At 48.1% G+C, this 26,649-nt stretch carries 19 protein-coding genes; all 19 read right to left on the bottom strand.

The annotated features are described in order from the left end of the window. Positions 1 to 10 precede the first annotated feature (10 nt). A complete protein-coding gene (locus BLV50_RS29385; RefSeq protein ID WP_063566456.1) occupies positions 11 to 886 on the bottom strand; it encodes a sugar phosphate isomerase/epimerase family protein in 876 nt (291 codons plus the stop codon). 139 nt (positions 887 to 1,025) lie between these two features. Further along, the gene (locus tag BLV50_RS29390) at positions 1,026 to 4,127 is read right to left on the bottom strand and encodes an alpha-mannosidase (protein ID WP_090811476.1); all 3,102 of its coding nucleotides are present in this window, start codon (positions 4,125 to 4,127) and stop codon (positions 1,026 to 1,028) included. Then, positions 4,124 to 6,436 (bottom strand): glycoside hydrolase family 3 N-terminal domain-containing protein, encoded by a 2,313-nt coding sequence (locus tag BLV50_RS29395; protein ID WP_090811478.1) that lies wholly within the window; start codon positions 6,434 to 6,436, stop codon positions 4,124 to 4,126. The genes BLV50_RS29390 and BLV50_RS29395 overlap by 4 nt, the downstream gene beginning before the upstream one ends. 44 nt (positions 6,437 to 6,480) lie before the next feature. Further along, positions 6,481 to 8,703 carry a helix-turn-helix domain-containing protein gene (locus BLV50_RS29400; protein WP_176854836.1) on the bottom strand — a complete coding sequence of 741 codons (2,223 nt, stop codon included), beginning with the start codon at positions 8,701 to 8,703 and terminating at the stop codon, positions 6,481 to 6,483. Positions 8,704 to 8,899: 196 nt separating this feature from the next. Beyond that, positions 8,900 to 10,537, bottom strand: coding sequence for a type 2 periplasmic-binding domain-containing protein (locus BLV50_RS29405; protein ID WP_090811481.1), 1,638 nt, complete (start codon positions 10,535 to 10,537; stop codon positions 8,900 to 8,902). 128 nt (positions 10,538 to 10,665) lie between these two features. Continuing rightward, positions 10,666 to 11,574 carry a carbohydrate ABC transporter permease gene (locus tag BLV50_RS29410; RefSeq protein ID WP_256338076.1) on the bottom strand — a complete coding sequence of 303 codons (909 nt, stop codon included), beginning with the start codon at positions 11,572 to 11,574 and terminating at the stop codon, positions 10,666 to 10,668. Between the two features lie 15 nt (positions 11,575 to 11,589). After that, positions 11,590 to 12,570 carry an ABC transporter permease gene (locus BLV50_RS29415; protein WP_090811484.1) on the bottom strand — a complete coding sequence of 327 codons (981 nt, stop codon included), beginning with the start codon at positions 12,568 to 12,570 and terminating at the stop codon, positions 11,590 to 11,592. A 313-nt stretch (positions 12,571 to 12,883) separates the two neighbouring features. Further along, the gene (locus BLV50_RS29420; RefSeq protein WP_090811486.1) at positions 12,884 to 14,296 is read right to left on the bottom strand and encodes an alpha-L-fucosidase; all 1,413 of its coding nucleotides are present in this window, start codon (positions 14,294 to 14,296) and stop codon (positions 12,884 to 12,886) included. 365 nt (positions 14,297 to 14,661) lie between these two features. Next, positions 14,662 to 15,720 (bottom strand): Gfo/Idh/MocA family protein, encoded by a 1,059-nt coding sequence (locus BLV50_RS29425; protein ID WP_063566462.1) that lies wholly within the window; start codon positions 15,718 to 15,720, stop codon positions 14,662 to 14,664. Between the two features lie 259 nt (positions 15,721 to 15,979). After that, positions 15,980 to 16,846, bottom strand: coding sequence for a sugar phosphate isomerase/epimerase family protein (locus tag BLV50_RS29430; RefSeq protein WP_063566463.1), 867 nt, complete (start codon positions 16,844 to 16,846; stop codon positions 15,980 to 15,982). 142 nt (positions 16,847 to 16,988) lie between these two features. Continuing rightward, positions 16,989 to 18,377 carry an alpha-L-fucosidase gene (locus BLV50_RS29435; RefSeq protein WP_083584911.1) on the bottom strand — a complete coding sequence of 463 codons (1,389 nt, stop codon included), beginning with the start codon at positions 18,375 to 18,377 and terminating at the stop codon, positions 16,989 to 16,991. A 170-nt stretch (positions 18,378 to 18,547) separates the two neighbouring features. Next, complete coding sequence (locus BLV50_RS32990) at positions 18,548 to 18,718, bottom strand: hypothetical protein (RefSeq protein ID WP_161490621.1); 171 nt, start codon at positions 18,716 to 18,718, stop codon at positions 18,548 to 18,550. Between the two features lie 186 nt (positions 18,719 to 18,904). Then, complete coding sequence (locus BLV50_RS29440) at positions 18,905 to 19,093, bottom strand: hypothetical protein (RefSeq protein ID WP_024629467.1); 189 nt, start codon at positions 19,091 to 19,093, stop codon at positions 18,905 to 18,907. 101 nt (positions 19,094 to 19,194) lie between these two features. Continuing rightward, positions 19,195 to 21,981 carry a glycoside hydrolase family 3 C-terminal domain-containing protein gene (locus BLV50_RS29445; protein WP_090811488.1) on the bottom strand — a complete coding sequence of 929 codons (2,787 nt, stop codon included), beginning with the start codon at positions 21,979 to 21,981 and terminating at the stop codon, positions 19,195 to 19,197. 224 nt (positions 21,982 to 22,205) lie between these two features. Continuing rightward, positions 22,206 to 23,294: a low temperature requirement protein A gene (locus tag BLV50_RS29450; RefSeq protein WP_063566466.1), complete on the bottom strand. Its 1,089-nt coding sequence runs from the start codon at positions 23,292 to 23,294 to the stop codon at positions 22,206 to 22,208. Positions 23,295 to 23,354: 60 nt separating this feature from the next. Continuing rightward, the gene (locus tag BLV50_RS29455; protein WP_072735784.1) at positions 23,355 to 24,317 is read right to left on the bottom strand and encodes a ring-cleaving dioxygenase; all 963 of its coding nucleotides are present in this window, start codon (positions 24,315 to 24,317) and stop codon (positions 23,355 to 23,357) included. A 67-nt stretch (positions 24,318 to 24,384) separates the two neighbouring features. Beyond that, positions 24,385 to 24,612: a DUF896 domain-containing protein gene (locus tag BLV50_RS29460; RefSeq protein ID WP_090811702.1), complete on the bottom strand. Its 228-nt coding sequence runs from the start codon at positions 24,610 to 24,612 to the stop codon at positions 24,385 to 24,387. A gap of 201 nt (positions 24,613 to 24,813) precedes the next feature. Further along, positions 24,814 to 25,830 (bottom strand): SPFH domain-containing protein, encoded by a 1,017-nt coding sequence (locus BLV50_RS29465; protein ID WP_063566468.1) that lies wholly within the window; start codon positions 25,828 to 25,830, stop codon positions 24,814 to 24,816. A 39-nt stretch (positions 25,831 to 25,869) separates the two neighbouring features. Next, a complete protein-coding gene (locus tag BLV50_RS29470; RefSeq protein WP_177031304.1) occupies positions 25,870 to 26,649 on the bottom strand; it encodes a TPM domain-containing protein in 780 nt (259 codons plus the stop codon).

Consider the following 26,649-nt stretch of genomic DNA (forward strand, 5'->3'; position numbering starts at 1 on the left):
GCTCAGCTCCCTATCGGTATTGTTGGATAAATTTAACCGCTTTGCGAATGTCCTGTTCCGGCTGGTCGCCTACCTCGCGTTCAATCGTCAGATAACCTTTGTAGCCAATATCCCGAAGGGCTGCAAAGTATGCGTCAAAATCCACACTGCCCTCGCCCAGCGGTACCTCACGGAAGAATGTTCCGGAAGAGACCATTTCGGCAATTTTCTCATGATCCATAGGCGCATATCCCACTGCACCGTATACGTCCCTCGGGTCGACTTCCTTCAGGCGCACACCATCTTTCACATGGGTATGCACAATATAATCCTTGAGCAGATGAACACCTCGTGCAGGGTCATCTCCGGTAACCATCACCATGTTCGCCGGGTCAAAGTTCACTGAAACCCCGTTAGTCGACAGGGTATCCAGAAACCCTTTCAGGTCTGCTGCCGTTTCCGGTCCCGTCTCAATCGCGAAGTAGGCTCCTGCGCTTTTGGCATATTGACCCAGTTCCTCACATGCGGCATGCAGTGTGGCATACACTTCGGAGGAAGGATCGTGCGGAACAATACCGATATGTGTTGTGACGATATTCGTACCTAGATCCAGAGCAAGATCTACAATGCGCTTGGACTTCTCTACTTTCCACGGATTATCTTCCTTGACCTGGAACCCGTGACCGCCCAAATCGCCGACCAGGGCAGAAATTTCAAGACCAAGAGAATCGATATAACTTCTTAACTCCTTGCGAGCTGTCGGAGAGAGGTTCTCAGGGTCCATCTCTCCATGGACTGCATAGATCTGTACGCCTTCTGCACCTACATCCTTCGCTTTGCTTAATCCTTCACGTACACCTACACCGAAGCTATCCACGATAACGCCAATCTTGTTTGTTAATTTCATGCCATACCCTCCCGTTAAATCGGTATTTGATTTTTCATTCCTGGTGAGCCTTCATGATGGACGGAATGCTCTATACAATTTTCGACCCCTACCCGGTCACTCCTTTTTCTCCGATCATTTCTTATCCGGTTTCCTGAAACTAATCTGCTGAGACCAGCTTCACGGTTTGAATTTCATATGGCTTGAACGTCAGCTCAAACTTCCCTTCATGACAAGCTAGTGGCATGATTTCATCCTCCAACAGATTGACTACAGACGTCTGTATACGCGCGTCAGCCCATTGAATCTCAACCGTTTCTCTTCCACCAGATGACTCATAGAAACGAAGTACCGTTCCCGTACCGTCTTCGGAAGCCTTAATCGTATCCAGAATGATATGTTCACTATGAAAATGAACCCAGCTGTGTTCTGCTGGCAATGTGCCAGAGTGTCGATCACTCGCAACAACCCGAACCGGGTGGTTTAGTTCCATCGCACGTCGCACCACACCCGCTTCCCGCCAATCTCCCTTATGCGGCAGCAGGGAATACGTGAATTCATGCTCACCCTGGTCAGCATGTTCATCCGGCCATTTAGGAGCACGGAGCAGGGAAAGACGGATCGTCTGATCCTTGATGTCATATCCATATTTACAATCGTTCAGCAGGCTTACACCACTATTGCCCTCTGAGATATCCGCCCAGCGGTGACCACACACTTCAAACTGGGCCTGCTCCCAGCTGGTGTTGTTATGGGTTGGCCGCTCCAGCGCACCAAACGGAATTTCATAGGCAGCTTTCGCTGATACCAAATCAACGGGAAAAGCCACTTTAAGCAGCTTATGGCTCTCCGCCCAGTTCACCTTTGTCTTGAAATCAACACGTCGCTGATGACGATACAGGATAATATCCTGGTGAATCTCCGATTCGTTTAACTTCCAGTGAAACCGAAGGATATCCTGCGTTACTCCACGCTGTACTACTTCTTTGGAGATCAGCTCTGCCACTCCTGCTCGCTGCGATTCAAACCGCGGATCAATATCCCAAGCATCCCAATACGTTGGCCTGTCATGGAAAAACTGTAACTCATTCGCTTTATCGCCCGGCTTCAGCCACTCCCGTTGCATGGATTTGTCATACCATCTGGTGATCTCTCCTACATCGTTAAACTCAAGCGTGTAAAAGTCCGTTTCCCAGACAGAAGGAAAGGATTCATCCTGCTTCAATGCAGGAAGATTGGCATCCGGTTCATGGCGTAGCCATAACGTTGTATATCCAAAGGCCGGAATAGATCGGACATAGACTGACAAGGTCAGTGCGTCTCCATTTGCCTCAAGGTCACTCGGCAGACGATTACCCTGATGGTCAAACGCTGCTATACCGCTCAGTTTCTCGTCGCCTGTAATCGTAACGACTTCTCCCCGCTCCCAGCCCAGACTATTAAATACAACATAGGGCAGACCGTCGAAGCCATCTGTCGCAATGCGGTCCTCAATACGGCCAAGAGTACCATCCATAGCCGATGTCCCCAGAGCGAATACTTTCGTATACTCTTCCATAGATGTTACGTATACTTCGGGAATGGACGTGCCCGGGATAATATCATGGAATTGATTCAGCATAATCAGCTTCCAGCCTTCATCCAGATCACTTTTCGACTGAGCTGCTTCAACTCCGGCAAACTGCCCCCAGATTTCCGCTTCCCGATACAACACCTCCGCTTTGCGATTGCTCCGTTTGTTGCGCGCATGGGTTGTATAGGTTCCACGGTGCAGTTCCAGATATAAGTCGCCATGCCATTGGGGCAGCTTAGGATTGTTGTTCGAAATTTCCTCAAAAAACGCGCCTGCTGTACTAAAATTGCTAATGGGCTGCCCAACCATGAAATGGGATCGCTCTGCGAATGCAACCATTTCGTTCGTTACCCCGCCTCCACCATCGCCATGCCCATAAAGCAGCATTTGCTCGGGGTGTACATCCTTCTGCTTGTAGGATTGCCAGTGCTCATCGACATCTTTGGGCCGGGTATGTTCATTCACTCCATGATTGAGATACGCAAGCACCGAGGTGCCGTCAATGCCCACCCAGTGGAACAGATCATACGGGAAAACGTTGGTATCATTCCAATTGAGCTTAGTGGTCATAAAATAAGGAATATCAGCCAGCTTGAGCAGTTGTGGCAGCGAAGCACAGTAGCCAAACGTGTCAGGAAGCCACTCGATGTTTGAACGCTTGCCGAACTCCTCCTGATAAAAGTTCTGCCCGTATAAGATCTGCCGCACCAGCGATTCGCCACTCGGAATGTTCAGATCAGGCTCTACCCACATGCCACCAACTAGTTCCCAGCGGCCTTCGGCAATTCGGGCTTTGATGCGTTCGTACAGCTCTGGATAGTGCTCTTTCACGAATGCATACAGCTGTGGTTGACTCTGCGAATACACGAACTCCGGATACTCATCCATCAAAGTACACATCGTGGAGAAGGTGCGGCTGGACTTGCGCACGGTCTCACGCACAGGCCACAGCCAGGCAATATCGATATGGGACTGCCCAACCAGATGCATGAATCCGTCCCGGTACTCTTCCGGGTCTTCCTCCTGCACCGACTGTGCGAGCCATTCTTCCCAATGCTGCACCCACGCCGCTTCACTCCAGCGCTCCGGCTCGTTGTACATCTTATCCATCACCTGATGAATATCCCGGATAAGACGGGTGCGCTTTAAGTCTTTCTCCGGCAATGCTCTGAGTGATTCTGCAAGTACCGTAATGCTATACATTAGACTCTGTAAAGGCGAATTAACACGAACCAAAGCGGCTCGGATGCCCTGAATTGGCGGCTGGATGACCGCCTGTCGATTCAAGGGGTCATGTGGTTCCGGTATGGGATCATATAGCTCAATCTCCAGCAAAGGCGTAGTTCCCACACGGCTCTTCGGTAACGGTACATACCCATGATTACGGTCCAGTCCGTGATAAGGCATGCCATTTACCCTTAGCAGCCCTTCACCCCCGGCCTCGAAGATCAATCCGACCACATCTTCCTCCCAATTAGCCGGAATCTTTACGGTTTTGCTCAGAAAATAAGTCGTTCCATGGTTGCTATGGAGCGGATTCAAGCTTTGAACAGCCGCATTCTCCTGTTCATTCTCATATACCCCTGGCCGGATATACTTGGTCTTCTGCATCTGCCACTCTGGAAGCTCAAGGGTATCCTTCCATTGCTGCTGAGCCAGATCCTGAATGAATCGCTGAATTCGAATCATACCTCCACCCCCACCTTCTGGATGTGTAAACTACAAGCAGTCCAGTCTCTGGAGCTGCTGCCAACCATCAGTCTGAATTCACCAGGCTCCACAACAGGCTGAAGACGGGAGTCGATCAGCTCCAGATGTTCTTTTTGCACAGGGAACGTCACCGTCTGGGTCTGTCCCGGCTCTAGATGAATTTTACGGAAACCCTTCAGCGAAATTTCGGCTCGGGTGACCGAAGCCGATACATCCGTAATATACAGCTGCACCACCTCATTTCCCGCAACCACTCCCGTATTTGTGACCTCTACCTGCACCTCTGCTTCATCGTCTGGTCCGATCACTTCCGGCACAACTCTTACATTCTCGTACTTAAATTCTGTATAACTCAGCCCAAAGCCGAACGGATATTGTGGTACCAGATCGATCTCCAGATATCGCTTACCCCGAGTGCGTTTGGCATTGTAGCTGACCGGAAGCTGACCTACATGCTTGGGAATGGAGACGGTAAGACGACCAGATGGATTCACATCACCGAACAGAATATCTGCAATAGCGTTGCCTCCCTCCTGCCCCGGATACCACGCTTCCACAATGGCATGGGCATGCTCATCAATCCATGATTCAGCAATCGGCCGGCCGTTAATATATACGACAATAACCGGTTTCCCCAGCTTATGTACTTCCTGCACCAGTTCCAATTGAACCCCCATCAGGTTCAGAGACGAGCGGTCTATCCCCTCGCCGCACTCCATATCGTTCCATGGATCATCCGTAACAACGGATGCCCCCGTCCGCAGATCAATGGTCCCTTCGCCAAAATCCCGGCTACTTGACCCTCCCATCACCATAATGATGGTGTCTGCTTCTTCAGCACAGGCGAGCGCTTGCGCAAAGCCCTCTCTGGAATCCCCTTTGATCCGGCAGCCTGGTGCGTACAGCACCTTTCCGGTTTCAGCACCAAGCTTGCGCGTAATCCCATCCAGCACCGTAACGATCTGTCCTCTCGGCTGCGGCGAGGTGTAGTCGCCAAGCTGGTTGTAGACGTGGTTCGCATTTGGGCCAATGACCGCCAGTTTTGTACCTGTTTTACCGAGCGGAAGGGTGTTGTCTTCATTTTTGAGTAAAATGATTCCCTCTTGCGCGACTTTTCTCGCCAGCTGAATATGTTCTTCACATCCGATCACCTGCTCTGCAAAGTCAGGATCAACGAAAGGTTGTTCGAATAAGCCCAGTCTGAACTTCATCTCCAGCACCCGCCTTACCGCTGTATCCAGATCCTGCTCTTCAATTAATCCTTGCGACAGGGCCTGCCCGAGATGCTTACGGTACATGTACCCGGACATTTCCATATCCACCCCTGCCTTAAGCGACTGAGCGACGGCCTGCTCCCCGTTCTTCGCGGTGTTGTGTCCATTGACGAGCATCTGAATTGCACCAAAGTCAGTAATGACAAATCCGTCAAACCCCCATTGCTCGCGCAGGAGATCATTCAGCAGATACGAACTCGACGTACAAGGCACACCATCAATCTCGTTATACGCTGTCATGACAGAACATGCTCCGGCTTCCACTGCTTTCTTGAACGGCAGCAGATCCACCTCGTGCAGCTCTCGCAGTCCCATATGCACCGGAGCAGCATTGCGCCCACCCTCCGAGCTGCCATAGGCTGCAAAATGTTTGAGTGTCGCCACAATCGTCCGATTAGAATCGAGCCGGTCACCCTGTAAACCTTTTATCGCTTCAACCGCCAGTTCACCGATCAGGTATGGATCTTCGGCAAAACATTCCTCCGTCCGTCCCCATCTCGGGTCCCGTACGACATCAAGCACAGGAGAATATGTTGCCGCTCCTCCCTGGCTCCGAGTCTCCACAGCAGTCGCTTCACACATCTTGCGGTACAATTCCGTGTTCCAAGCACTTCCTATTGCTAACGGCACCGGGAATACAGTTGCCCCAATGGCCATATGCCCGTGAGAACACTCTTCCCCGAACAAAATGGGAATTCCCAGCCGGGAGTTCTCCATGGCATACCGCTGAATTTCATTAGTGGCAACAGCTCCTTGCCTAGGGGTCAGGCCAGTCTCCAGCGTCACTTCCGTCCAGGGATCAGCACGAAGTGCTCCATACAACGACCCAATCCCGCCCTCTGCGATGTCCTTTTTAAACTCATCTGTAACCTGAACCGTACCATCTGCTTCCTTAACATAAGTCTTCCACCCCATCGGCTGGATCAGCTGTCCTATCTTCTCCTCCGTGGTCATCCGTCCGAGCAGATCTTGGGTCCGCTCCTGAATGGGAAGCGAAACATCTTTATAGTCCATATGCACATTCTCCTTATGAGTTCGGCTTAGTCTGGTGCATGGGCTCACATGGCTTTTCTGTAGTCGCTAGGCGCTACACCCACCACATTCTTGAACGCCCGATTGAAGGAATTGTAATTCGTATACCCAACTTCCTCACTGATCTCCTGAATGGCCTTATCCGTCTCCAGCATGAGCTGCTTCGCCTTCTCAATACGGTGACTAATCAGAAGATCCACGAACTTCTCACCAATTTCGTCCTTAAACAGCTTGCTTAAATATTTCGGATTGATATCAAATAGATCACTTAGATAATTCAGCGACAACTCGGGGTTGTTGTAGTTCTGTTCAATATACTTGCGAATTTCAAGAATATGAGATCGATGTTTTCTGGAGCAATGAAGCGTCTGCATCTCATCAGCCAGCTCACGGAAACCCTCCCAGCACAGCGCGCGTAAATCATCCAACGTCTCCCAACCTTCCAACCTAGGAAGAAGTGGTGTAAATACAGATGCCCATCGCTCCTGATACTCTCGTGGAAGTTCTGCGAACTCCCGGTTATAGTGCTGGAACAGCAATTGGACCGTATTCATAATCTCCTGGCGGGAGAGCACGGATTCATGGATCTGTTCGAACAAGCGATCAAAATGCTTCTCCCACACATCTTCCGAGAGTCGCATCGCCTGCACCAGCAAAGAGATCGTCTTCAGGAACTCATACACATCATTGGTTGAGCTCGGTACCTCCCCGCATGGAATGATCCGATTCATGCCGAGCACAGCCTTGTATTCCAAGGCATGCACCGCCTCCTTCAGCGAAGCTCTCAGACCACGGACATCCACTGCCACTCTTCCAATACCAATGGTTACGGTGAAGTTCAAATACTGCCCAACCCTGTCAAGATAACCGGAGAGCAGTCTCTGCTCGGTTTCCTCACCTTTCTCCATTTCGGGAATCCAGAGTATGGCATACAGACGCTGATCCGATATCCACTCTGCCCACACTTCGGTGCCCTCGTGCCTTGCACTCTCCTGCAGAATGCTGGATAACACGAATTTCAGAAGGGATTGATCCTGATTGTGGTACTCCTCCATGAACCGTGAATACTGATCAATCTCCACCACCATTACAGCCCATCGATCCTCTAACTGCGGGAGCTTGAACCTGCTCATCTCCGCTGTCAGTTCATTTCCAGTAAAGTCCCGCGTACCCTCCAGCAGCTCCTGAAAGAAATATTTCTTCTGCAAAATCAGGTTCTCTTCATGCTCCTCCTGATATTGCTTGGTTTGATCAATCATTCGCTCCAGCGTAGTCTGGATAAAACGGAACTCGTTATCCTTCGTATAACCCGCCCCAGACTGTTTCTGCGAAGCCACCGTCTCAATCAACGTGACAATCTGCTGGATGGGCTTGTAATTTCTCCGTGTCACATAGATCACCCACACCACACCAATCAGGACAACTGCAACGGCAAAAACAAACCAGATATTATAAAATTTCAGGGCAAATTTGACGATCTTGCCATTATTCAGTCCCGTCTGTACCTTCCAGCCGCTGTAGCTGGATGTAAACTCGGAGAATACTTCACCTGAGTCTGTTTTGGGAGAAACCGCTGTAATTCCATCCTGAATTCCTCCGTCCCACAGATTGCCACCCGAGCGATTGAAGATATTCACGAAGGTGAATTCAGGGTCATACATCTGCATGATGGATTTCTGCAAGGTCGGCAGATCGACGTTAACAACCACAAGACCCGTGCCGTTTCCGACACCGCGAATGAGTGTAATGACCTGTTTTCCTTCCTCTGTCGGGAATGCCTTAAAGGATCTCGCCCCCACCCACTTTTGCGTTGCCGCAGCACGACTGTCTTTAATAAACGCTGCATCCGGGAATTCCTCAATCGGCACTGCCTTGCCGTTGCTGAATACCGTATCGTCGTTGTATCTCACCAGATATATGGAATCAATCAGCGGATACTCTATTTTTAATTCATCAATAACCTGGACTGCTTGAATTCCGGCATACACATCCTCGCTTCCGGTTACCGAATAATAATTTTTCAGGTTGGGATTGGTCAAAATATCACGCAGCACCTTGAAGTCGATGGAGCGTAGTGAATTGTCCAAATATTGCGTTACCTGTGACGCCAGAAATTCATTGGCCTTGAGTGCTTCTCTCCGGTTCTGTTCATTAAATACCTGAAAGAAGATAATAAACAGGATTGTGGTCACGATAAAAAAAACAGGCAAATACGAAAGCAGCAAACGTCTAAACCAACTGTTGTTCATCTCCGAGGCCCCCCACCACTGTTTATACGCATGAGCATTTTGCATAAGTTAGAATGACAACCGCGCCAATCTGGTCGCTAAGTTTCCATAAATATTCAGTAAATTATATCGAATGAAGTGGGGTAGTCAAAAGGAGAAGACCGTCCCGATTCCTGTGTTGGCATCGGGACAGCCTCATTCATGAATCCATTAATCTTTATTGATTCTTCTCAATCGCACGCTGGTAAATCTCAAGGTAATTGCTGAGTCCCAGACCATCAAAACCTTTCACGTACGCTTCCCATTCCTTATCGATGCTCTTGCTGCCGATAATGAATTGAGCCATATTGGTCATCACGTAATCCTTGACGGCTGTCGTGAGCTGCGCAGCGGTTTCTGTATCTTCAGGACGGATAAATACGTTCGCAGGATAGACTTCTTTTGGCGCATAAGGTTCATATACATTGGTTGCTTGCGCCAGACGTGTACCGTAACCCTCCGCTTCCAGTGGATTCTGACCTTCTGCAAACAGATTGCGGAACGTATTGGACAAGTCATGTGCTCCGATCTGTGACCAACTCTCGTTGACTACAACATTTGGGTCACGCTCAGGCAGGTTATAGTAGCTGTATTTGGCAGGCTCACCATTGATGTTTTTCTCATCGGCATCCGCCTTCTTCCAGCCCTTGCCTTCTGTCGGACCGTACTCTGCATACAGGGCACCTTCTTCACTGAACATGTAATCTACAATTTTGATCGCTGCGATCTGTTGTGCTTCAGTCGCTTTATTGGTGATGGCGAACTCAAACTCACCTACGCTTTGCGTAGCGCCTGTCGTCTGCACACCATCCGGCCCTTTCAGTGGAGGCACGATGTCCCAGTGCTGGTGGCGGGTGATATCTTTGTCATACGTGTTCACGAGGTAGCTAACCAGCGCTGTCGTTATAGAGCCGACCACCTCATCCCCTTCCTTGTTACCCAACTGCCCGATTGCCTGATCGTTCTGTGTGAAGGAAGCCGGATCAATCAGGCCTTCTGAATACAGCTTATGCATGTACTCCAGCCCTTTTTTCCACTCTTCCTTATTCGCTGCAAAATCAACCTTGCCATCATTCACGATCAGATATTTATCGTTGTCATTATAGATAAAGCTGTTCATTAAATAGGCATCGATGTTGCCGTTCCACACGTACTTGTTGGGTGCACCCGTGAGTGGAATCTCATCGGCTTTGCCGTTGCCATTCGGGTCTTGTTCCTTGAACGCCTTCAGAACCGTGTAGAGTTCTTCTGTCGTGGTAGGCATTTTGAGACCCAGATTGTCCAGCCACTCGGTGTTAATCCAGTATTTCTGAGCGTACGTACAGTGGTAACATTCATTGAAAATCGGCAGAGCGTAGATGTTGCCATCCGGCGCAGTTACCGCTTCTTTGAAGTACGGCTTCTCCTCCATCATCTTGGACAGGTTCGGACCGTACTGCTTGATCAGATCCTGCAGCGGGAGGAACACGCCCTGTTTTCCGTATGTTTGAAGGTCTGAGGTCGTGAACTTGCCATGGAGGAACACTTCGGGATAATCCCCACTCGCCAGCAGCAACTGTCTGCGGTCTTGCAGAGCGTCCGTCGGGGCCAGATCCCATTTCAGGGTAACATCGAACTTGTCTTCGATAAATTTGGTGAACTCATTTTCTTCCATGGACGCTTTACCTTGTGGGGCAAAGAAGGTCATCGTTACCGGGCCACCGCTCTCCCCGCTACCGTCGCTCCCTGTACCCGCATCCTCGGATGAACCACATGCGGACAACAAAGCCATCGAAGCAAAGACCAGAAACAACATCGAAATCCAAGATTTTTTCAATCTGACTCCTCCTTTTTGTTGAAAACGGCATAACATTCTGATTACGTACTCGTGTTAAACCTTATCCCGGAAGCCTGAGTGTTCCCCCACCTCCTTTCAAGTGGCGTAACGGACACAGATGACAAAGATCATCCTTTGAGCGAGCCAACCATAACCCCTTTAACAAAATGCTTCTGCACAAACGGGTACATGATGAGAATAGGAATACTGGCAACTACGATCAGTGCGTATTTTAGGACCTGCTCGAACCCCTGATCTCTTAGCTGCTGGCTCGTATTGGCCAACATTGCCGGGTCTGCGGCGTTTAGAATTAGTAGATTGCGCAGCACATACTGGAGTGGGAACAGCTTCTCGGAACGAAGATAGATCAGGGCATCAAAGTACGCATTCCAGTGGCCCACCGCATACATCAGGGTCATGACCGCCAGAATCGGCTTCGATAATGGAAGAACCACGCTGATCAAATACCGGATATCCCGACATCCGTCCATTTCCGCCGCCTCCCCCAGCTCTTCCGGGATGGAAGATTGGAAGAAGGTTCTCGCTACGATAACTTGGAACACTGCGAGCGCCCCTGGCAGCCACATCGCCCAGCGTGTATCCAGCAGATGAAGGTCTTTCATCAAGAGATAGGTTGGAATCAGACCGCCATCAAAGAACATCGTGATCATCATGAAAATAATGATGGCACCCCGTCCGTAAAACGACTTGCGCGATAGCGGATACGCGAGCATGACCGTTAGCGCCACATTGATAAATGTGCCTACAACGGTATAGATGATCGTGTTGTAGAAACCAAGCATGAGCTGCTGGCTTTTGAAAATGGAGATATAGGCCTTGATGTTAAAGTCTACCGGGAACAGCCACACCTGACCGGATGTAACGGCACGCGAGGAGCTGAACGAAGAACTGATGATATACAAGAGCGGGTAAAACACTGTTAGAAGTATGGCGAACAGAAAGATATAGTTGAATGTCATGAAGACACGGTCACCGAGCGGGTCCTTGATCCGGTTACGATTCATCAGGTTGAACATGGATGAGCTCCTCCTTTACCACAAGCTGTTCTGGGATACTTTGCGGGAAATGCCGTTGACGATAACCAGCAGGATCAGGTTGATCACGGAGTTGAACAATCCTACCGCCGAGGAGAAGCTGAAGTTGGCCCCGATCAGACCGACCTTGTACACATACGTGGAGATGACTTCCGAAGCACTCGTGTTGAGCGGATTCTGCATTAGATATATTTTTTCAAAGCCCACGCCCATAATGCTGCCCAAACTCAGAATCAGCATGATGACGGTGACCGGTACGAGCGTTGGAAGATCGATATGCCAAATTTTCCGAAGCCTTGAAGCGCCGTCCATCTTCGCTGCCTCATAGAGGGATGGATCAACCCCAGCGAGAGCCGCGATATAAATGATCGATGAATAGCCCATGCCTTGCCAGACACCCGACCACACATAGATGGATTTGAAGTATTCGGGAATGCCCATAAAGTTGGTCATCGGGAAACCCAGGAAGGTAAATAGCTTGTCTACAACACCCACATGCGGTGACAGCATCAGAATGATAATGGATACCATGACGACTGTGGAGATAAAATGCGGAGCGTACGTGACCATCTGGACGGTCTTTTTAAAGTAACCTGTTCGGATCTCATTCAGCGCGAGCGCCAGCAGGATCGGAATGGGAAATCCGGCGAGTAACGAGTAGAAACTGATCCCAATCGTATTTTTGATCAGCAGCCAGAAGTTTGGGGATTCAAAAAAGGCCTCAAAGTGTTTCAGTCCAACCCATGGGCTGCCCCAGATTCCTTTGACGACACTGAAGTCTTTGAAGGCAATCTGTACACCGACCATTGGAATGTACTTGAAGATCAATAGATACAATACGGGAGGAAGCACCAGTAGATAGAGCTCCCAATGCTTTTTGAGGCTTCTGATAAATGGATGCTGTCGCTTAGGTTCTGCGTAATTCCTTCCTTGCTGGAGCTCCACCAGTGCAGGTATGCTTTCCGTAGCTCGACTCATTCGCGTCACTCCTTCTACACCTTAAGTGTAATAATACATTACATTTACATCCCTTAAACATCCTTTTCTTTGACTCATTTTTCTGTATTAGCGTCATCCGTGTGAAGATTAATGTCAGGTAACGCTTTCTTAAATCGATAGTACCTTGAGCGGTGTTCTTTTATCAATTTGCAATTTTCTCCCACCTCTCCTTATTCCCAAAACCCTTGCCGAACAAGGGAAAATCGTCCTTTAGCATAGGTATATCGCAAAAATCACCAACCAAAAAAATCCCGGGGGACTTTAAAAGTCCCCCGGGATTTGAAGTATAGATTTATTGGTTTGTGAACAATCTGAACGTCAGCGTGATAGGTGCTACTTCTGTAACTACCGCTTGCGGCAACTCTACAGCAAGTCCATCTTCTGTCCGTTGGAATGACAGCACATCATCTGTGCCGACGAGTTCAATTCGCTCCACCTTTTCCACGTATGGAATGATTACCTGTGATTGTACTGCCTCGTTCTCGCTTCTGTACAGACGGAAGGCATACGATACGTTGAGATCTTCCTTACGTGTAAAGGCCCACTCTCCTGTGAAGTATGGTCCGCAAATCCGCGTACCATAGATGCCCTCCCCGTGAGTACCGATCCATTCTCCGAGGGCTTTAATGCTTCGCACTGCCCCTTTTGGAAGACGCCCGTCCGGTTGTGGTCCCACATTGAGCGCTAGGTTACCACCCTTGGATACTACCTCAAGCAGTATATGCGCCAGCTGTCTTGCTGACTTATACTGATCATCATATCCAAACGCAAAGGAATTGCCCACCGTGATGCAGCTCTCCCAAGGAATATTCATTGGATGCTCAGGGATGGTCTGTTCCGGAGTTACGATATTCTCATACGGTCCACCTACTGTGCGATCTGCTGCGAGGAGCCACGGCTGAGTTGTCTGACGTGCCCGCTCCACCACTTCGCCCAATCGGATATCCTGACCGTGACGGCCTTCACGTACCCAGCCTGCGTCCAGCCATAGACATTCGATTCGTCCATAGTTGGTCAGCAGCTCCATAATTTGCTCATGCGTAAACTCCACGAATTTCTCCCACAGCCATGGATACGCTTTCGGATCATAGGATGGTCCACGCCACATATGGCTTCCCCGCTCCATGCCAGGTGTCCAGTAATATGGCGTATGCCAGTCCGCTTTGGAGAAGTAAGCTGAGATCCCAAGCCCCTTGGCACGAAAAGCGTCAAAAAGCGCCCGGCAAATGTCCGCATACTTATGAGTGTGAAAAGGAGTATCCTTGCCCGTGATGCGATAATCGGTGGTATGTGTGTCCCACATGCAGAAACCATCATGATGTTTGGTGGTGAACAGGAAATATTTGAACCCGTTATCAGCGGCCATCTGTGCCCATTCCTCAGGTTGAAAGCGAATCGGATTGAAGGTTTTGTTGAGATCAAAGTATTCTTGCTTGAAATGCTCCATGTCGTCAGTCCAGTCGATATCATTGCGCGACCAATCGCCATCCTCATCACTTAGCGCCCAGGACTCCACGAGTCCAAGTTGGGAATAGGGACCCCAATGCATCATCAGCCCCAGCTTCTGATCCTTGAACCACTCCAGGCGTTCATTCAGCAACGGATCTTCAGGCTTCACCCATTCCTCTTCTTTGCTAAAGTTATGCACCCCAGCTTCGACGACCTGTTCTTCCTGTTCCAGCACCGTATCTTTGGTTTCGCTCATCCCGTTCATCTCCTTTGGATTGGATATAAGATAAACTACACAAGTTAAGCTCTGTCACTCCAATTGCAGTACCATCTTCCGATCGCTGTTATCCCCGGATTTCTTTGATTTCACTTTATAATTGGTCGAAATCCGGGGATAAAGGCGAGCGCTTCGCTTCTTCAGATTGGTTCTGCACTCTCCGTTTTGGCTTAAACGTTCAGTTTCAACTTATAAAGACCTATAAGCCCAGTCATTTCGATTGCAGTGCATTCTTCAGATTGGTTCTAACTCCGTTTTGGCGAAATGTTTGGTTCAACAAGTATAGACTTGTTAGACCTCACTACTTCGAGCGGTGTTGCCATTTTCGGATTGCAACACCATATTTACAGTGAAATTTCGCGTCCTTCACGTGCGGACTCGTAGATGGCACAAAGGATTTTCATGATTTCAACGCCATCCTCAACGGGGCTTAGCGTCTCTTTGCGCCCTTGAGTACTGTCGATAAAATGATTGACTTCATTACGGAAAGAACCTGCGAAATCAAGGGATTTGAAATCCACCTGTGGCGTCATGTTCAAAATGGTATCGAATTTCTCACCGATCAGTGAAATTTCCGGTTCCAGTTCAGCGCCACCTTTATCGCCATAGAGTCTGACCGAAGTTTCATCCTGCTTCGCGTGCAGTGTGAAGCTTACATCCACCAGCAGGCTTGCCCCGTTCTCGAAACGAATCAACGCATTAGCCATATCCTCCACGGTGTTTTTGTTCGCATCATAATCCGCTGCCTGGTAGAAAGATAGATTACGGATATTGGCACGGTTACCCAATCGATTGGAGACATTCGCGGAGACGGTTTTCACTTTCGGTTTGCCCATTAGGTACCAGGAGATATCAATAATGTGCACGCCAATATCGATCAACGGGCCCCCGCCAGAACGCTCCACATCTGCAAACCATCCACCCGGATTGCCCAAACGCCGCAGACAGGATGCCTTGGCATAGTAGATCTCTCCCAGCTCACCTTCATCAATGAACTTCTTCAGGATCTGCGCATTGTCGCTATAACGGCGTACAAAGCCAACTTGAAGCAGCTTTCCACTGCGATGAACAGCCTTCTCCACTTCCAACGCATCTTCTACCGTCTGACAGAGCGGCTTCTCGCAAAGTACGTTTTTACCAGCATCCAGAGCAGCAATGCTGATCTCGGCATGTGTATCATTCCAGGTACAGATGCTGACCGAATGGATTTCAGGTAGTGCCAGGAGTTCCTTATAATCGGTGAATACATGGGTAGCGTTATATTTTTTCGCCGCTTCCTGGGCACGTGCTTCATTCAGGTCGCATATAGCGTATATTTCAACTTCGGGATTACTGTCATACGCTTGTAAATGAAAATCGGAAATCGAACCTGCACCGATAACGGCAATTTTAAGTTTGGACATGGATTTTCCCTCCATAATAAGTTGAATGATGGTCATATCAGTTGATTCAAAACATATGATAATCGGCTTAACGTAACTACGGTGAATGTTTGGACTTTCGGCCGCTGCTGTCTACAGATTTCTTGTATCAACTGCTCTCAGCAGTTGAAATCCGCAGACAAAGGCGGACGCTACCGCTCCTACAGTTCCAAACTTCACCTCTGTTACTTCAGCCTTACATATAAAAATTGATTCGACTTATATAGTAGTAAGTAGCTGCTTATGCTTCCTCCCAGAAGCGGCGGACGTTATCCATCGCGATTCGGGATGCTGTTTTGCAATTTTCCATACCTTCAAATTCTACAGAGATGTATCCGTCGTAACCGGACTGCTTCAACACACGGAATACTTCCGGCATGTCGATATCCCCGTGACCCACAATCGCTCCGCGCAGGTAATTGCCGTGTGCGGTCTGGAACCAGCCCTCTCCGGGATTACGGTAGGAAGGTCTCCGATAGAAATCTTTGGCGTGCACCATGGATGCATAAGGAATGTTGTTTTTAACAGCGCTAACCGGGTCTTCATCCACACACAGGAAGTTGCCGATATCCAGCGTTGTCTTGAAGTTCTCACGTGCCGTCTCATGCACCAACCGCCGGACTCGCTCACTGGACTGCACATAGTAACCATGATTCTCCACACTTGTGGTAATGCCGTGACTCGCTGCGTAATCGGCAATTCGCTGACAGGCCTTCACCAGAACAGGCAGATCCGCCTCAAACTGAGCGACAGTGCCCTCCTGTGCAGGACGAAACGCAACATCATGGCGCATTCTCGTAACGCCAAGTGCGGCAGCGACATCCACATGCTTCATGACAGCAGCAATCTCATTTTCAAGTGCATCCGGGCCTTCTCCTGTAACGAAGTTGGCACCTATTGCGTAATTGGAAATATCAATTCCCACGTCTTGCGCAGCCTCTCGAATCTGGTTAATTAATTCCGGTTGGTCGATCAGGCTGTACCCGATCGGAACAATCTCCACATGTTCTCCGCCCTGCTCGGCGATGTAACGGATGGCGTCGGGTACAGTCAGTTCCTTGGCATCCAATGCCTGTTGCAGACTGTATGTGCTGAGTCCTACTTTCATATCCTCTCATCCTCTCCTGCTGGTGTGTGGCTCTACCTTACATATACCTTTTTCCATAAGATCATACAATTACCAATAATCGTTTGCTACTCTATTTTCCATGGGATGAATCCAAAATCGGCTTATCTACAAATGTTACGGCTCAATCGCCAGCTTCATGCACCTCTTGTTTGCTCAGATATACACCCAGCCAGGACAACGTTGGATACCATCTGGATTCATGAATGGCCAGACGAATAGTTCTGGCGGTAAAAGGTTCGAAACTACAGATTTGTTTGTGACCAACAATCGTGCCGCGATACAGCTCCTGCCAATCCCCACCCTCACCCTTTGCCTCCAGCGTAAACCGCTCAATTCGTTGGCCTGAACGGATATGCTCCATGAGAACGACTCGGTCGAACTGCTTTTCCTCCGGCAGTTCTATCTCCAGCCAAGCCAGTTCAGCTCCTTCAGATGGGCACCAGAACGTATCAGATTCCTCAAGCAATACCTGGGTAGCCACATGTTCATCACCCATGGTATCCGATGCGTGAATTCTCGCCCCAACAGCCAAACTTTGCCGATAAGTACCGCACAAAAAGTCTCCGAGCTGCTGCAGCCGCTCAACATCCTGTTCGTGAATAAGGCCGCGTCGATCTGGTGGAAGGTTTAGTAGAAAATTGGCGTTGCCGCCAACCGCTCCATCATAGATGCCAAGCAGTTCCTCCAGCGATTTGACTTGATCGTCCTCGCTTGCATGATAGAACCAACCCGGACGGATGGATGTATTCACTTCTGCGGGATACCAGATGAGCTTGCCCTCATGCTGCCGGATCACTTCCCGACTCCCCAAATCGGCATCCTGTGTATTAATTCTGCTGGCAAACTCACCATCATCCACCTGCTGCGATTGCTCCTGGATCTTCTCATTATCTTGCAAGTAGGCAGGTACGACGCTCCATTCCGAAGTCCGGGTATGACCTGCCTCATTGCCGCACCAGCGAACATCCGGTCCACATACCGAGATTACAGCCTCTGGCTGCAACTCCCGGATCAGCGCATAATAGGAATCCCAATCGTAGACCTGCCTTTTCCCATTCGGCCCCTCTCCGCAAGCTCCGTCGAACCACACGCAGAAAATTTCACCATATTGGGTTAACAGCTCACGCAGCTGATTTTCGAAAAATTCGTTGTATCGCTCTGAATCTCCGTAGGATGCTTCATGACGGTCCCAAGGAGACAGATAGATACCGAACTTCAACCCGCCTTCACGGCAGGCATCGGCAACTTCTTTCACCAGATCACCCGCACCATTTCGCCAAGGGCTGGCGGCTACCGTATGTTTCGTGTACTGGCTTGGCCACAAACAAAACCCGTCGTGATGCTTGCATGTGAGAATTAATCCGGTCATACCGGCAGATTTGCACGCCTGAACCCATTGCCGGGCACTCAGATGAGAAGGGTTAAAGATATCGGGATCTTCATTTCCCGTTCCCCACTCCTGATCTGTAAACGTATTCATGGTAAAATGAATAAATGCATAGAACTCCATCTCCTGCCATTTCAGCTGACGTTCTGATGGCACGACCTGTGCTGCTGCCTTCACCCAATCGGTTGTATTTACTGGATTCCTCTCCTCTCATGCCGGTTCTCTGTCCGCTTTCCGTCAAATGCCATAAAGGACCGACAGAGCACAGCATCTCCAGCGGTCCTTAATTATGTTCATCTGTCGTTGAAAGTCAGCTGCCTGATTGCAATTCGATCCCTGTGCCACGAAGACTCTACCAATCTCAGCGGAACGATCCACGAACCCTCCTGCTGTCCCCACATCCTGCTCACCACATCCATTGCCTTTTCATGCTTGCCTGCAAACCATGCCGCCATAACCTTCATGAATGGGTCTCCTTTCGGAAAATGATGGGTTAGCCATTGGAGTAATCACATTTGTTATTTTCGTTATCATAAAAATGTTATTGTTTTATTCATAAACAGTCTAAGACGTTATGAATGAAACGTCAATACACAAAAAAGACACCCCTAAGGGTGCCTCTCTCTTGATCGATATCGAATATTATATGTTCATTTTCGCTTTGCCTTTGTCATTCGATTAAACATGATCAGTGCAGCAATCAACATGGCAACAATTGCGATATTACTTGCTGCATCATGCGACATGCCGAACAGAACGCCCAGATTGGTAACCAGGCCTCTGACAATCAGCGCAACCGCAATTAGCAGAATGGGGCTCCAAAAATTATACCTTCTCATCCTTCGCAACACTCCTGACCAGATTGTTCAGAAATTCCGGATCTCATAACACAATCATAACAGTCGTCATGTTCAGTTACAACAGATCAGACGATCCTGCGTTACACTTGTTTGAATTCGATCCAGTCGATCTGCAGACCTGGTTTGGTGAAGTCCAGCTTCAATTCGTACAAGCCTGCTTCCAGCTCCACTTTGACAAGTTTCTGTCTGATCCACTTACCTTCAGTACCATTGGTTTGAATGGTTGTCATCAATTGATCATTGAGAATCACATTACATGCACTTTGTGCCAGTTCCGGCTCAGGAGACATGATCTGTACAATAATCCGATATTGACCTGCTTCATCCACTTTCATGTAGACAGGTTCGCCCACAACGGGTTTGACCTGTGCATTATCAGCCAGCGCTTGTGCCTGCTCTGAGGAAAGTGAAGCATTCGCTTGGAATGAAGCGACATTCTCTACAATCTCATGTTTTCTGGAGAAGACAGGTGCATTCATGATGAACTCACAAATATTCATAGCCGAGCGCTGAAGCTCTCCGCGTGTCAACGTCCCATTTTCCAGAGATTCGATCGTGTTATCATCCCAGCCGTTGATTTCTGCGCCATAGTTAGGTACAACCATGTACAGATCGTTTTGAGCGCGAACCATCCAGTTGGTGTTTTTCCGATCTGCTGGTCCACCTTCAACGCCATCGTTCATAATAGCCCACCAGTCGGTCATCACGATACCTTGGAAGCCCCACTCCCCACGAAGAATGGTCGTGTTCAGATCGTAGTTCGAAGCCGCCCAATGTCCATTAATCGGATTGTAGGAGGTCATGATCGAGTTCGCACCGCCTTCTTTCACGGCAATCTCGAACCCTTTCAGATAGATCTCACGCAATGCACGTTCAGATACAACAGCATCCACTTTACTGCGATGTTTCTCCTGATTGTTGCAGGCGAAATGTTTCAGTGTAGCATTAGAGCCACCCTTCATGATTCCTTTTGTGCAAGCAGCAGCAAATACACCAGAAATCAACGGATCTTCTGAGAAATACTCAAAGTTACGTCCATTCATCGGACTCCGGCGAATATTCAATCCAGGCCCGAGCAATGCATCCACCTGATTTCTCAGCAATTCCTGACCTTCCATCACATACAGCTCTTCGACAAGTTCTGCATTCCATGTTGCGGCCAGCAAAGTTCCAATGGAAACTTGTGTAGCCTTCTCCCCGCTATCCATACGAATACCGGATGGACCATCTGCAGTACATGCAACAGGGATTCCGTAATTGAACAGACTGTCACTCACGCCGCCAAATGCGGAAGCTGTACCCGATGTAACGAGCGGGCTGCTCATACCTTCGCCTCTTACAATGGCTGCCAGATCCTGATCACTCAGTTGGGCAATAAATGCTTCCAGGCTGACTTTGCCATCCTTCACATCTCTCAGCTTGTAGCCCTGATTGCCCGTTTGCTCCAGCGTTTGCGGTAAGCATTGTTCAATTCGTTCAGCCATGGATACTTGGCGCGTCGGTACATCTGCAAAAATCAGCTCGTAAGATCCGTCTTCTTTGCGCGCTCCCGGCTTCATTCTCGTAAAGCCTTCAGTCGGTGCCATTGCCTCCTGGAGCTGTTCCACGAGTTGAATCGTTTCTACGACGTAGCCATCTTGGCCATCAATGCTGACATGCTCCACATTTTTGACACTGGTTCCTACGTACAAACGATATGTTCCTGGCTCAAGTACATACGCCGATGCATGTCCTGTTACGCCAGCATCATCATAGGAAGCCATGGAATCCACAGGGAAGCTCACGGTCAGGCGCTGAGACTCACCTGGCTGAAGCAGATTCGTTTTGCCGAATGCCACCAGAGCTTTTGCAGGTTTCCCTAATTGACCTTGTGGGGCTTCATAATAGATCTGCACTACTTCTTTACCGGCATAGGTCGTGCCCGTATTGGTTACGGTTACATTCACCTTAATGCTATTTTCTCCGTCTTGGGAGATCAATTTTGCGTCTTCTGCCTTGGTTGTGAACGTGGTATAGGACAAGCCGTATCCAAATTCAAATTGTACTTTTTCAGGTCGAAACGTTTCGAAATAACGATAGCCTACGTAGATATCTTCTTGATAAAGGTTCTTAAACTCATTGCCATAATTGCTTGTGGAAGGATAATCTTCAATGGAATACGCAATCGTATCCGTTAATTTACCACTTGGTGTAACGTCTCCGGCCAGTACATCGGCGATCGCATTACCACCCTCCATACCGCCATGCCACGAGTAAATGACACTTTGGATCGGATGAACGTAAATTTCATCATTCAACCAGCTCATGTCCATGATGTTCGATACATTCAACACGACGATTGTTTGTTCAAAATGATTCGTGACCTGCTTCAGCATCGCTTTCTCATCTTCCGTCAACCGGTAGCTGCCTGGTGCATCCACATTATCCTGATCTTCGCCTGCTGTTCGTCCAATCACCACGATTGCTTTGCTGGATTTACTTCTGGCTTGGGATACCACTTCATGCGTTAAAGGCATTTCTTTCTGATTCCAAGGCTCTGCTGCCCATACTTTTCCACCGTCATCAAACGGGTTTTCTTCAATCCATTTTTCATAGACAGCTGCCAATTCTTCATTAACTTTAAGTCCTTTTTTGCTACGCAGACCATCCAGCAAATTGGTTGTATACGCCACATGAACGCTGCCGCCTGAGCCTGTACCACTGCGATAATAGTTGACTTGAATCCGTCCAAACACTGAAACGTTTTCGTCTTTACGAATCGGAAGAGCCTGTCCTTCATTCTTCAAAAGCACTGCGCCTTCAGCGGCAACCGTGCGGCTAAACTCTGCAAACCCTTCCAATGGAACTCCGATTTGATGTGTGCTCAATGATTTCCCTCCTGATTGTCATCTCCATACCCACGAATCACTATATATATATTCGTTAATCTGGTAGATTCACTTGTATCTAGTCTCATATTAACAGATTCTATAGTAGAAAATAAATCAGGTTAAACGTTTTTTCTCACAGTGGACATGATTTTACGATTATCCAACTTAAAAAGCCACGAACGTCATTCGTTCGTGACTTTTATTCTTGTGCGACCTATGCATTATGTCGTTAATTTGGCATAGACAAGGAAGAACACCATGTTCTCTCCCACGATAGCATAATTAGGCACCCGATAGATCAGATCCACAACGATAAACGCGGCCATTATCCCCAGCATAAACACCAAGTGACGCGGACGTAACCGCAGATGAGCATGCCTGTATCGGTGGAATACCAGCGAGGTGGACAGAAAATACAGCAGAACTGAACCAAAAACAAAGGCTAACATGAAACCATAATTGAGTTCATCCAGGTATAACAGTTGAATAGAAGCGGCAATCATGCTCATGGATATATAGATGAACAGATGGCCGTATATGATCGCTTGCCCGGCGGTCTGGATCTCTTTGCTGACCTTTTTCTCAACATTATCAAAATACTGCCACCACATCGCAATCACGAATATGGATGTAAACGCCGCGAACAGAACAGATCGTACATCCCAGTGATCCATTTGCAGCACGGCAATGATACTGACGACCGACTCACCCAGCAGGATGAGAGTGAACAGAGCGAAACGTTCCAATAAATGATGCGTGTGTATCGGAACCTTCACCAGATTTTTGCGTCCGATGAGCGGGAGAATGATATCCACGGCAATTCCCACGTACAAAATCGCATATCGCAGCCATGAATCAAAGAACAGGGAACCTGTTGAGATCAATATGCCGATGATGAAGCATACGCCCAGATAACGAGCGGCTTTTTGTTGATGTTCGCTTTTGGAATTATGAATCATAAAATATTGAATGGCTGTCAATGCCCTCGAACCGATATAACCCGCAAAGAAAGGAAGATAGTATTGATCAAAATCAACCGAGAGACTCGCCGTCATCACCAGAACAGACAGGAGTTGAAGGATAAGAAAGACTCGATGGATGAAGATATCCTGACCATAACGGTTAATGAATAGGGTCTGACCGACCCATGCCCACCAGACAGGAATAAAAATCAAAACGAATTTCATCAGATATTCAAACGAAATCACGCCGTGTTCGGCATGCAGCAGGACATGCCCCGCTTTGGAGACCGCTGCTACAAAAAGCAAATCATAGAACAACTCCAGCCAGGTAACCTTTTTCTCCATCATCCTTCAATGCTCCTTTTGGTTAAACTCTTATCAAAAAGATTGCTTATTCTTGCCTCTTGTTTAACGTGCCATCATAGAATGCGAAGGCTCTAACGTTCTTACTTGGATCGGCTGCAAATTGCCTTCAATTTGGGCACGATATGGCTCAAACCACTCAGGCAGCATGAGTTTCTGTCCGAGCGACTCCGCTGGCTCATCTTTCGCGAATCCAGGAGGATCGGTAGCAATTTCGAACAAGATTCCGCCAGCTTCTCTGAAATAGATTGCGTTAAAATATTGACGGTCCCGAACTGGGGTTGGCTGATAGCCGTACTGTTGTACAGCTTCTCTCCACTGCTCGTGTTCTGCAAAATCTTTGGCACGCCACGCAATATGGTGGACCGTCCCTGCTCCGCCTGCCCCCAAAGCCATCCGGGTGACAGGAACATCCACGATATTGCCGATATCTCCGAAGGACCGGAAACGTACATACTCCTCATCTTCATCTACTTTGGTGAATCCGAGTATTTTGTCCAGCGCATCCATCGTTCTCTGCGGATTGACGCTGAACAGCACGGCACCTCCAAATCCTTTGATGGCTTTGTCCGCTGGAATGCCTTCATGCACCCAGGTGCTGGCTGGGCCCTCTTCACGTTCAACCAGTTCCAGACGCAAGCCCTCACTGTCTTCGAATTGCAGCAGCTCTTCGTTAAAACGACTTGTTTTGGTTACCTCAATGTTATACTGCTCCAGCCGATCCTGCCAGAAGCCAATAGTCCCAGGTGGAATCACATATGAGGTGATGCCGACCTGACCGCCACCAATTTTGCCTCGCGGTGATCCGGCTGATGGGAAGAATGTGATAATGGTACCCGGACTTCCGTTCTCATCCCCAAAGTACAGATGGTAAACGTCTGGTGCATCGAAGTTAATCGTTTTTTTCACAAGACGTAGTCCCAGAACTCCAGCATAAAAGTCGACATTGGCCTGCGGATCTCCCGCAAAAGCTGTAATATGGTGAATACCTGCAGTTTGAATGGTCATCATCATTTCCTCCTAGGTTATAGATCATTTATATTATCTTAATATTAAGATAATTAACCGAGCTGATTCAGTTATTATTTTGTTGGGCCTGTTCCTGTTTCAGTTTATCCGGAGTGACGTCATCGCCGTTCGGATCATAGATGGTTACATTCAGCAGAATATCGTTGATCGAACCGCGAAAGGTTTGCAGATATTCCTGGCGCAGACGAATTTGTTCCGCTTTCTCCATATCCGTCAACCCTGCGACTTTGGCTTTTCTTGAAAGTTCATTTATTCTGGTCAATGTTGGAATCATCATCTTGATCTCTCCTTGTAAATCGGAATTAAGATATTTGTTTTTCTCGCTGTGATTTATATTCAAATTAAATATCTTAATTTAAAGATAAATGATTTATGATCCGTTGTCAACCGTTTTCTCCCATTTAAAATAGATTGAAAAAAGGGCCTACTCCAAAGTTTGACCTTAGAGTAAGCCCTTCTTATATTTAGATATAGGTTAACCCAACTTCTGACCACAGTTTGGACAGAAATTTGCTCCTTCATTCTTAGCGCCACAGTTCGGACAGAAATTCGGCTTTTTATTGTCTCCAGACGAAGAAGATGCACCTGCATCGCTGTTTTGATTAGCCGCAGGCTTTTGATCCGAATTCTGATTCTGGTTGTTCTGGTTCTGATTCATGTTCTTCATCATTTCATTTGCCATGTTCATGCCCATCATCATGCCCGCCATATCCGAAGCAGCGCCGCCACCCTTAACTTTACCGGATGAGATACCATCAGTCATGCTGACCTGCTGATATTTTTGCAAATTGCCGATCATTTCATGTGAAGCCGTCTTCGTAATCATATCCTGGATCTCCTGCGGATAATTGAAGCTCATCACCTGGAAGCCTGTAATTCCGATTCCGATGTCCATCATTTGCATATCCAGATCTTCCTGAATACCTTTGGCAATATCCGAGGCATTCGCCTGCAGGTTGAACATGTCCTTACCCTCACGGCTAATCCATTTCATTAGCAACTGATCCAGCACAGACGTAATCCGGATTTTGACATCCTCGACCAGATAGCTCTGCTTGATACCCGCGATTTTATCGATCAATGTAACATAATCACTCACTTTAAAATTAAACGTACCATTCGCACGAACCGGCATTCCACCTGGAAGTTGAGGAGTTGGAATCAATACCGGACTTTGCGTACCCCATCGAACCGTAAACTCCTTCGTATTCACAAACAGCACTTCGACCCGCATGCCGCTGTTGAATCCGAATTTGAAGCCTTTTAAGGTAGACAGAAACGGAATGATCTCGGAATCAATATTAAATGAGCCCTCATCCTCAAAAATCCCTTCCACCTTGCCGTTATTCAGGAAGATCGCATCCTGCCCCGAACGGATAATCAATTTACTTCCCTTCTTGATCTCACGGTTACTCCACTTCCAGAAAATCATATCATCTCTGAACTCTTCCCATTCCACCACATTCGAAAATTGATTTTTGAAAAATCCCATACTCGTTCCCATCCCTTCTATTTGGTCTTACTTCGTATCTTAGAAAGATCTGCTGCTACCACTGTGTGAATGACCGCCTCGGCTGGTACCTCCGCCCCCGCCTCCTCCTCCGCCACCGTTATTGTTGTTCTTCTCAATTTTGCGTTTGGTTACGGTAGTACGGATATACCGATCCTGACGATCGATCACACTGGAAGTACTTGAATCCTCATAAGTAGCACGATTGACTGTAACTCGCCCACCGGAACGATAGGCCATTACCCCAACAGCAATACCTCCAATCGCTACTGACGCAGCAAGTTGGAACCAAATATTGAAGAGGATATTATCAGGATTTACTCCCGGTCTAATTCCCATATATTCGTAGGACAGCTTGATATACTTTTCAAAAGCCAGTTTATAATTACCGTCCGTTACATCTGGTGCAATCTTAGCTGTGATTTTATCTGCTCTGCCGTTGTCGATATACTCTTTCCCTTTATAAAAACCAGCAAGATACATCTTCCGGTTATACATATCAATTGTCAAAATAACTGCATTGCCATGAGCCTTATCGTAACCAAGCCCCTGATCATCGTAAAAATCCTCAGTGAGCAGTATTTCACTCTTTTGCTCCTCATTATTTGAGGTATAAATAACAAAATCCGTCTGCCTCTCTGCCCCATACTCATTCGCCAATGCGTTCAGTTCACTTTTCTCCTGCTCGTTCAACAGATTAGCTTCATCGTAAATCAGGTTTTTGCTGTCTGCTGCCGATACCACTGACATTGGAATCAATGGAGAAACGAGAGTAATCACCAATAAAATGAGTGCTGCCAT

Origin of the sequence: Paenibacillus sp. 276b, assembly GCF_900107875.1 — a bacterium.
Lineage (GTDB): Bacteria > Bacillota > Bacilli > Paenibacillales > Paenibacillaceae > Paenibacillus > Paenibacillus marchantiae.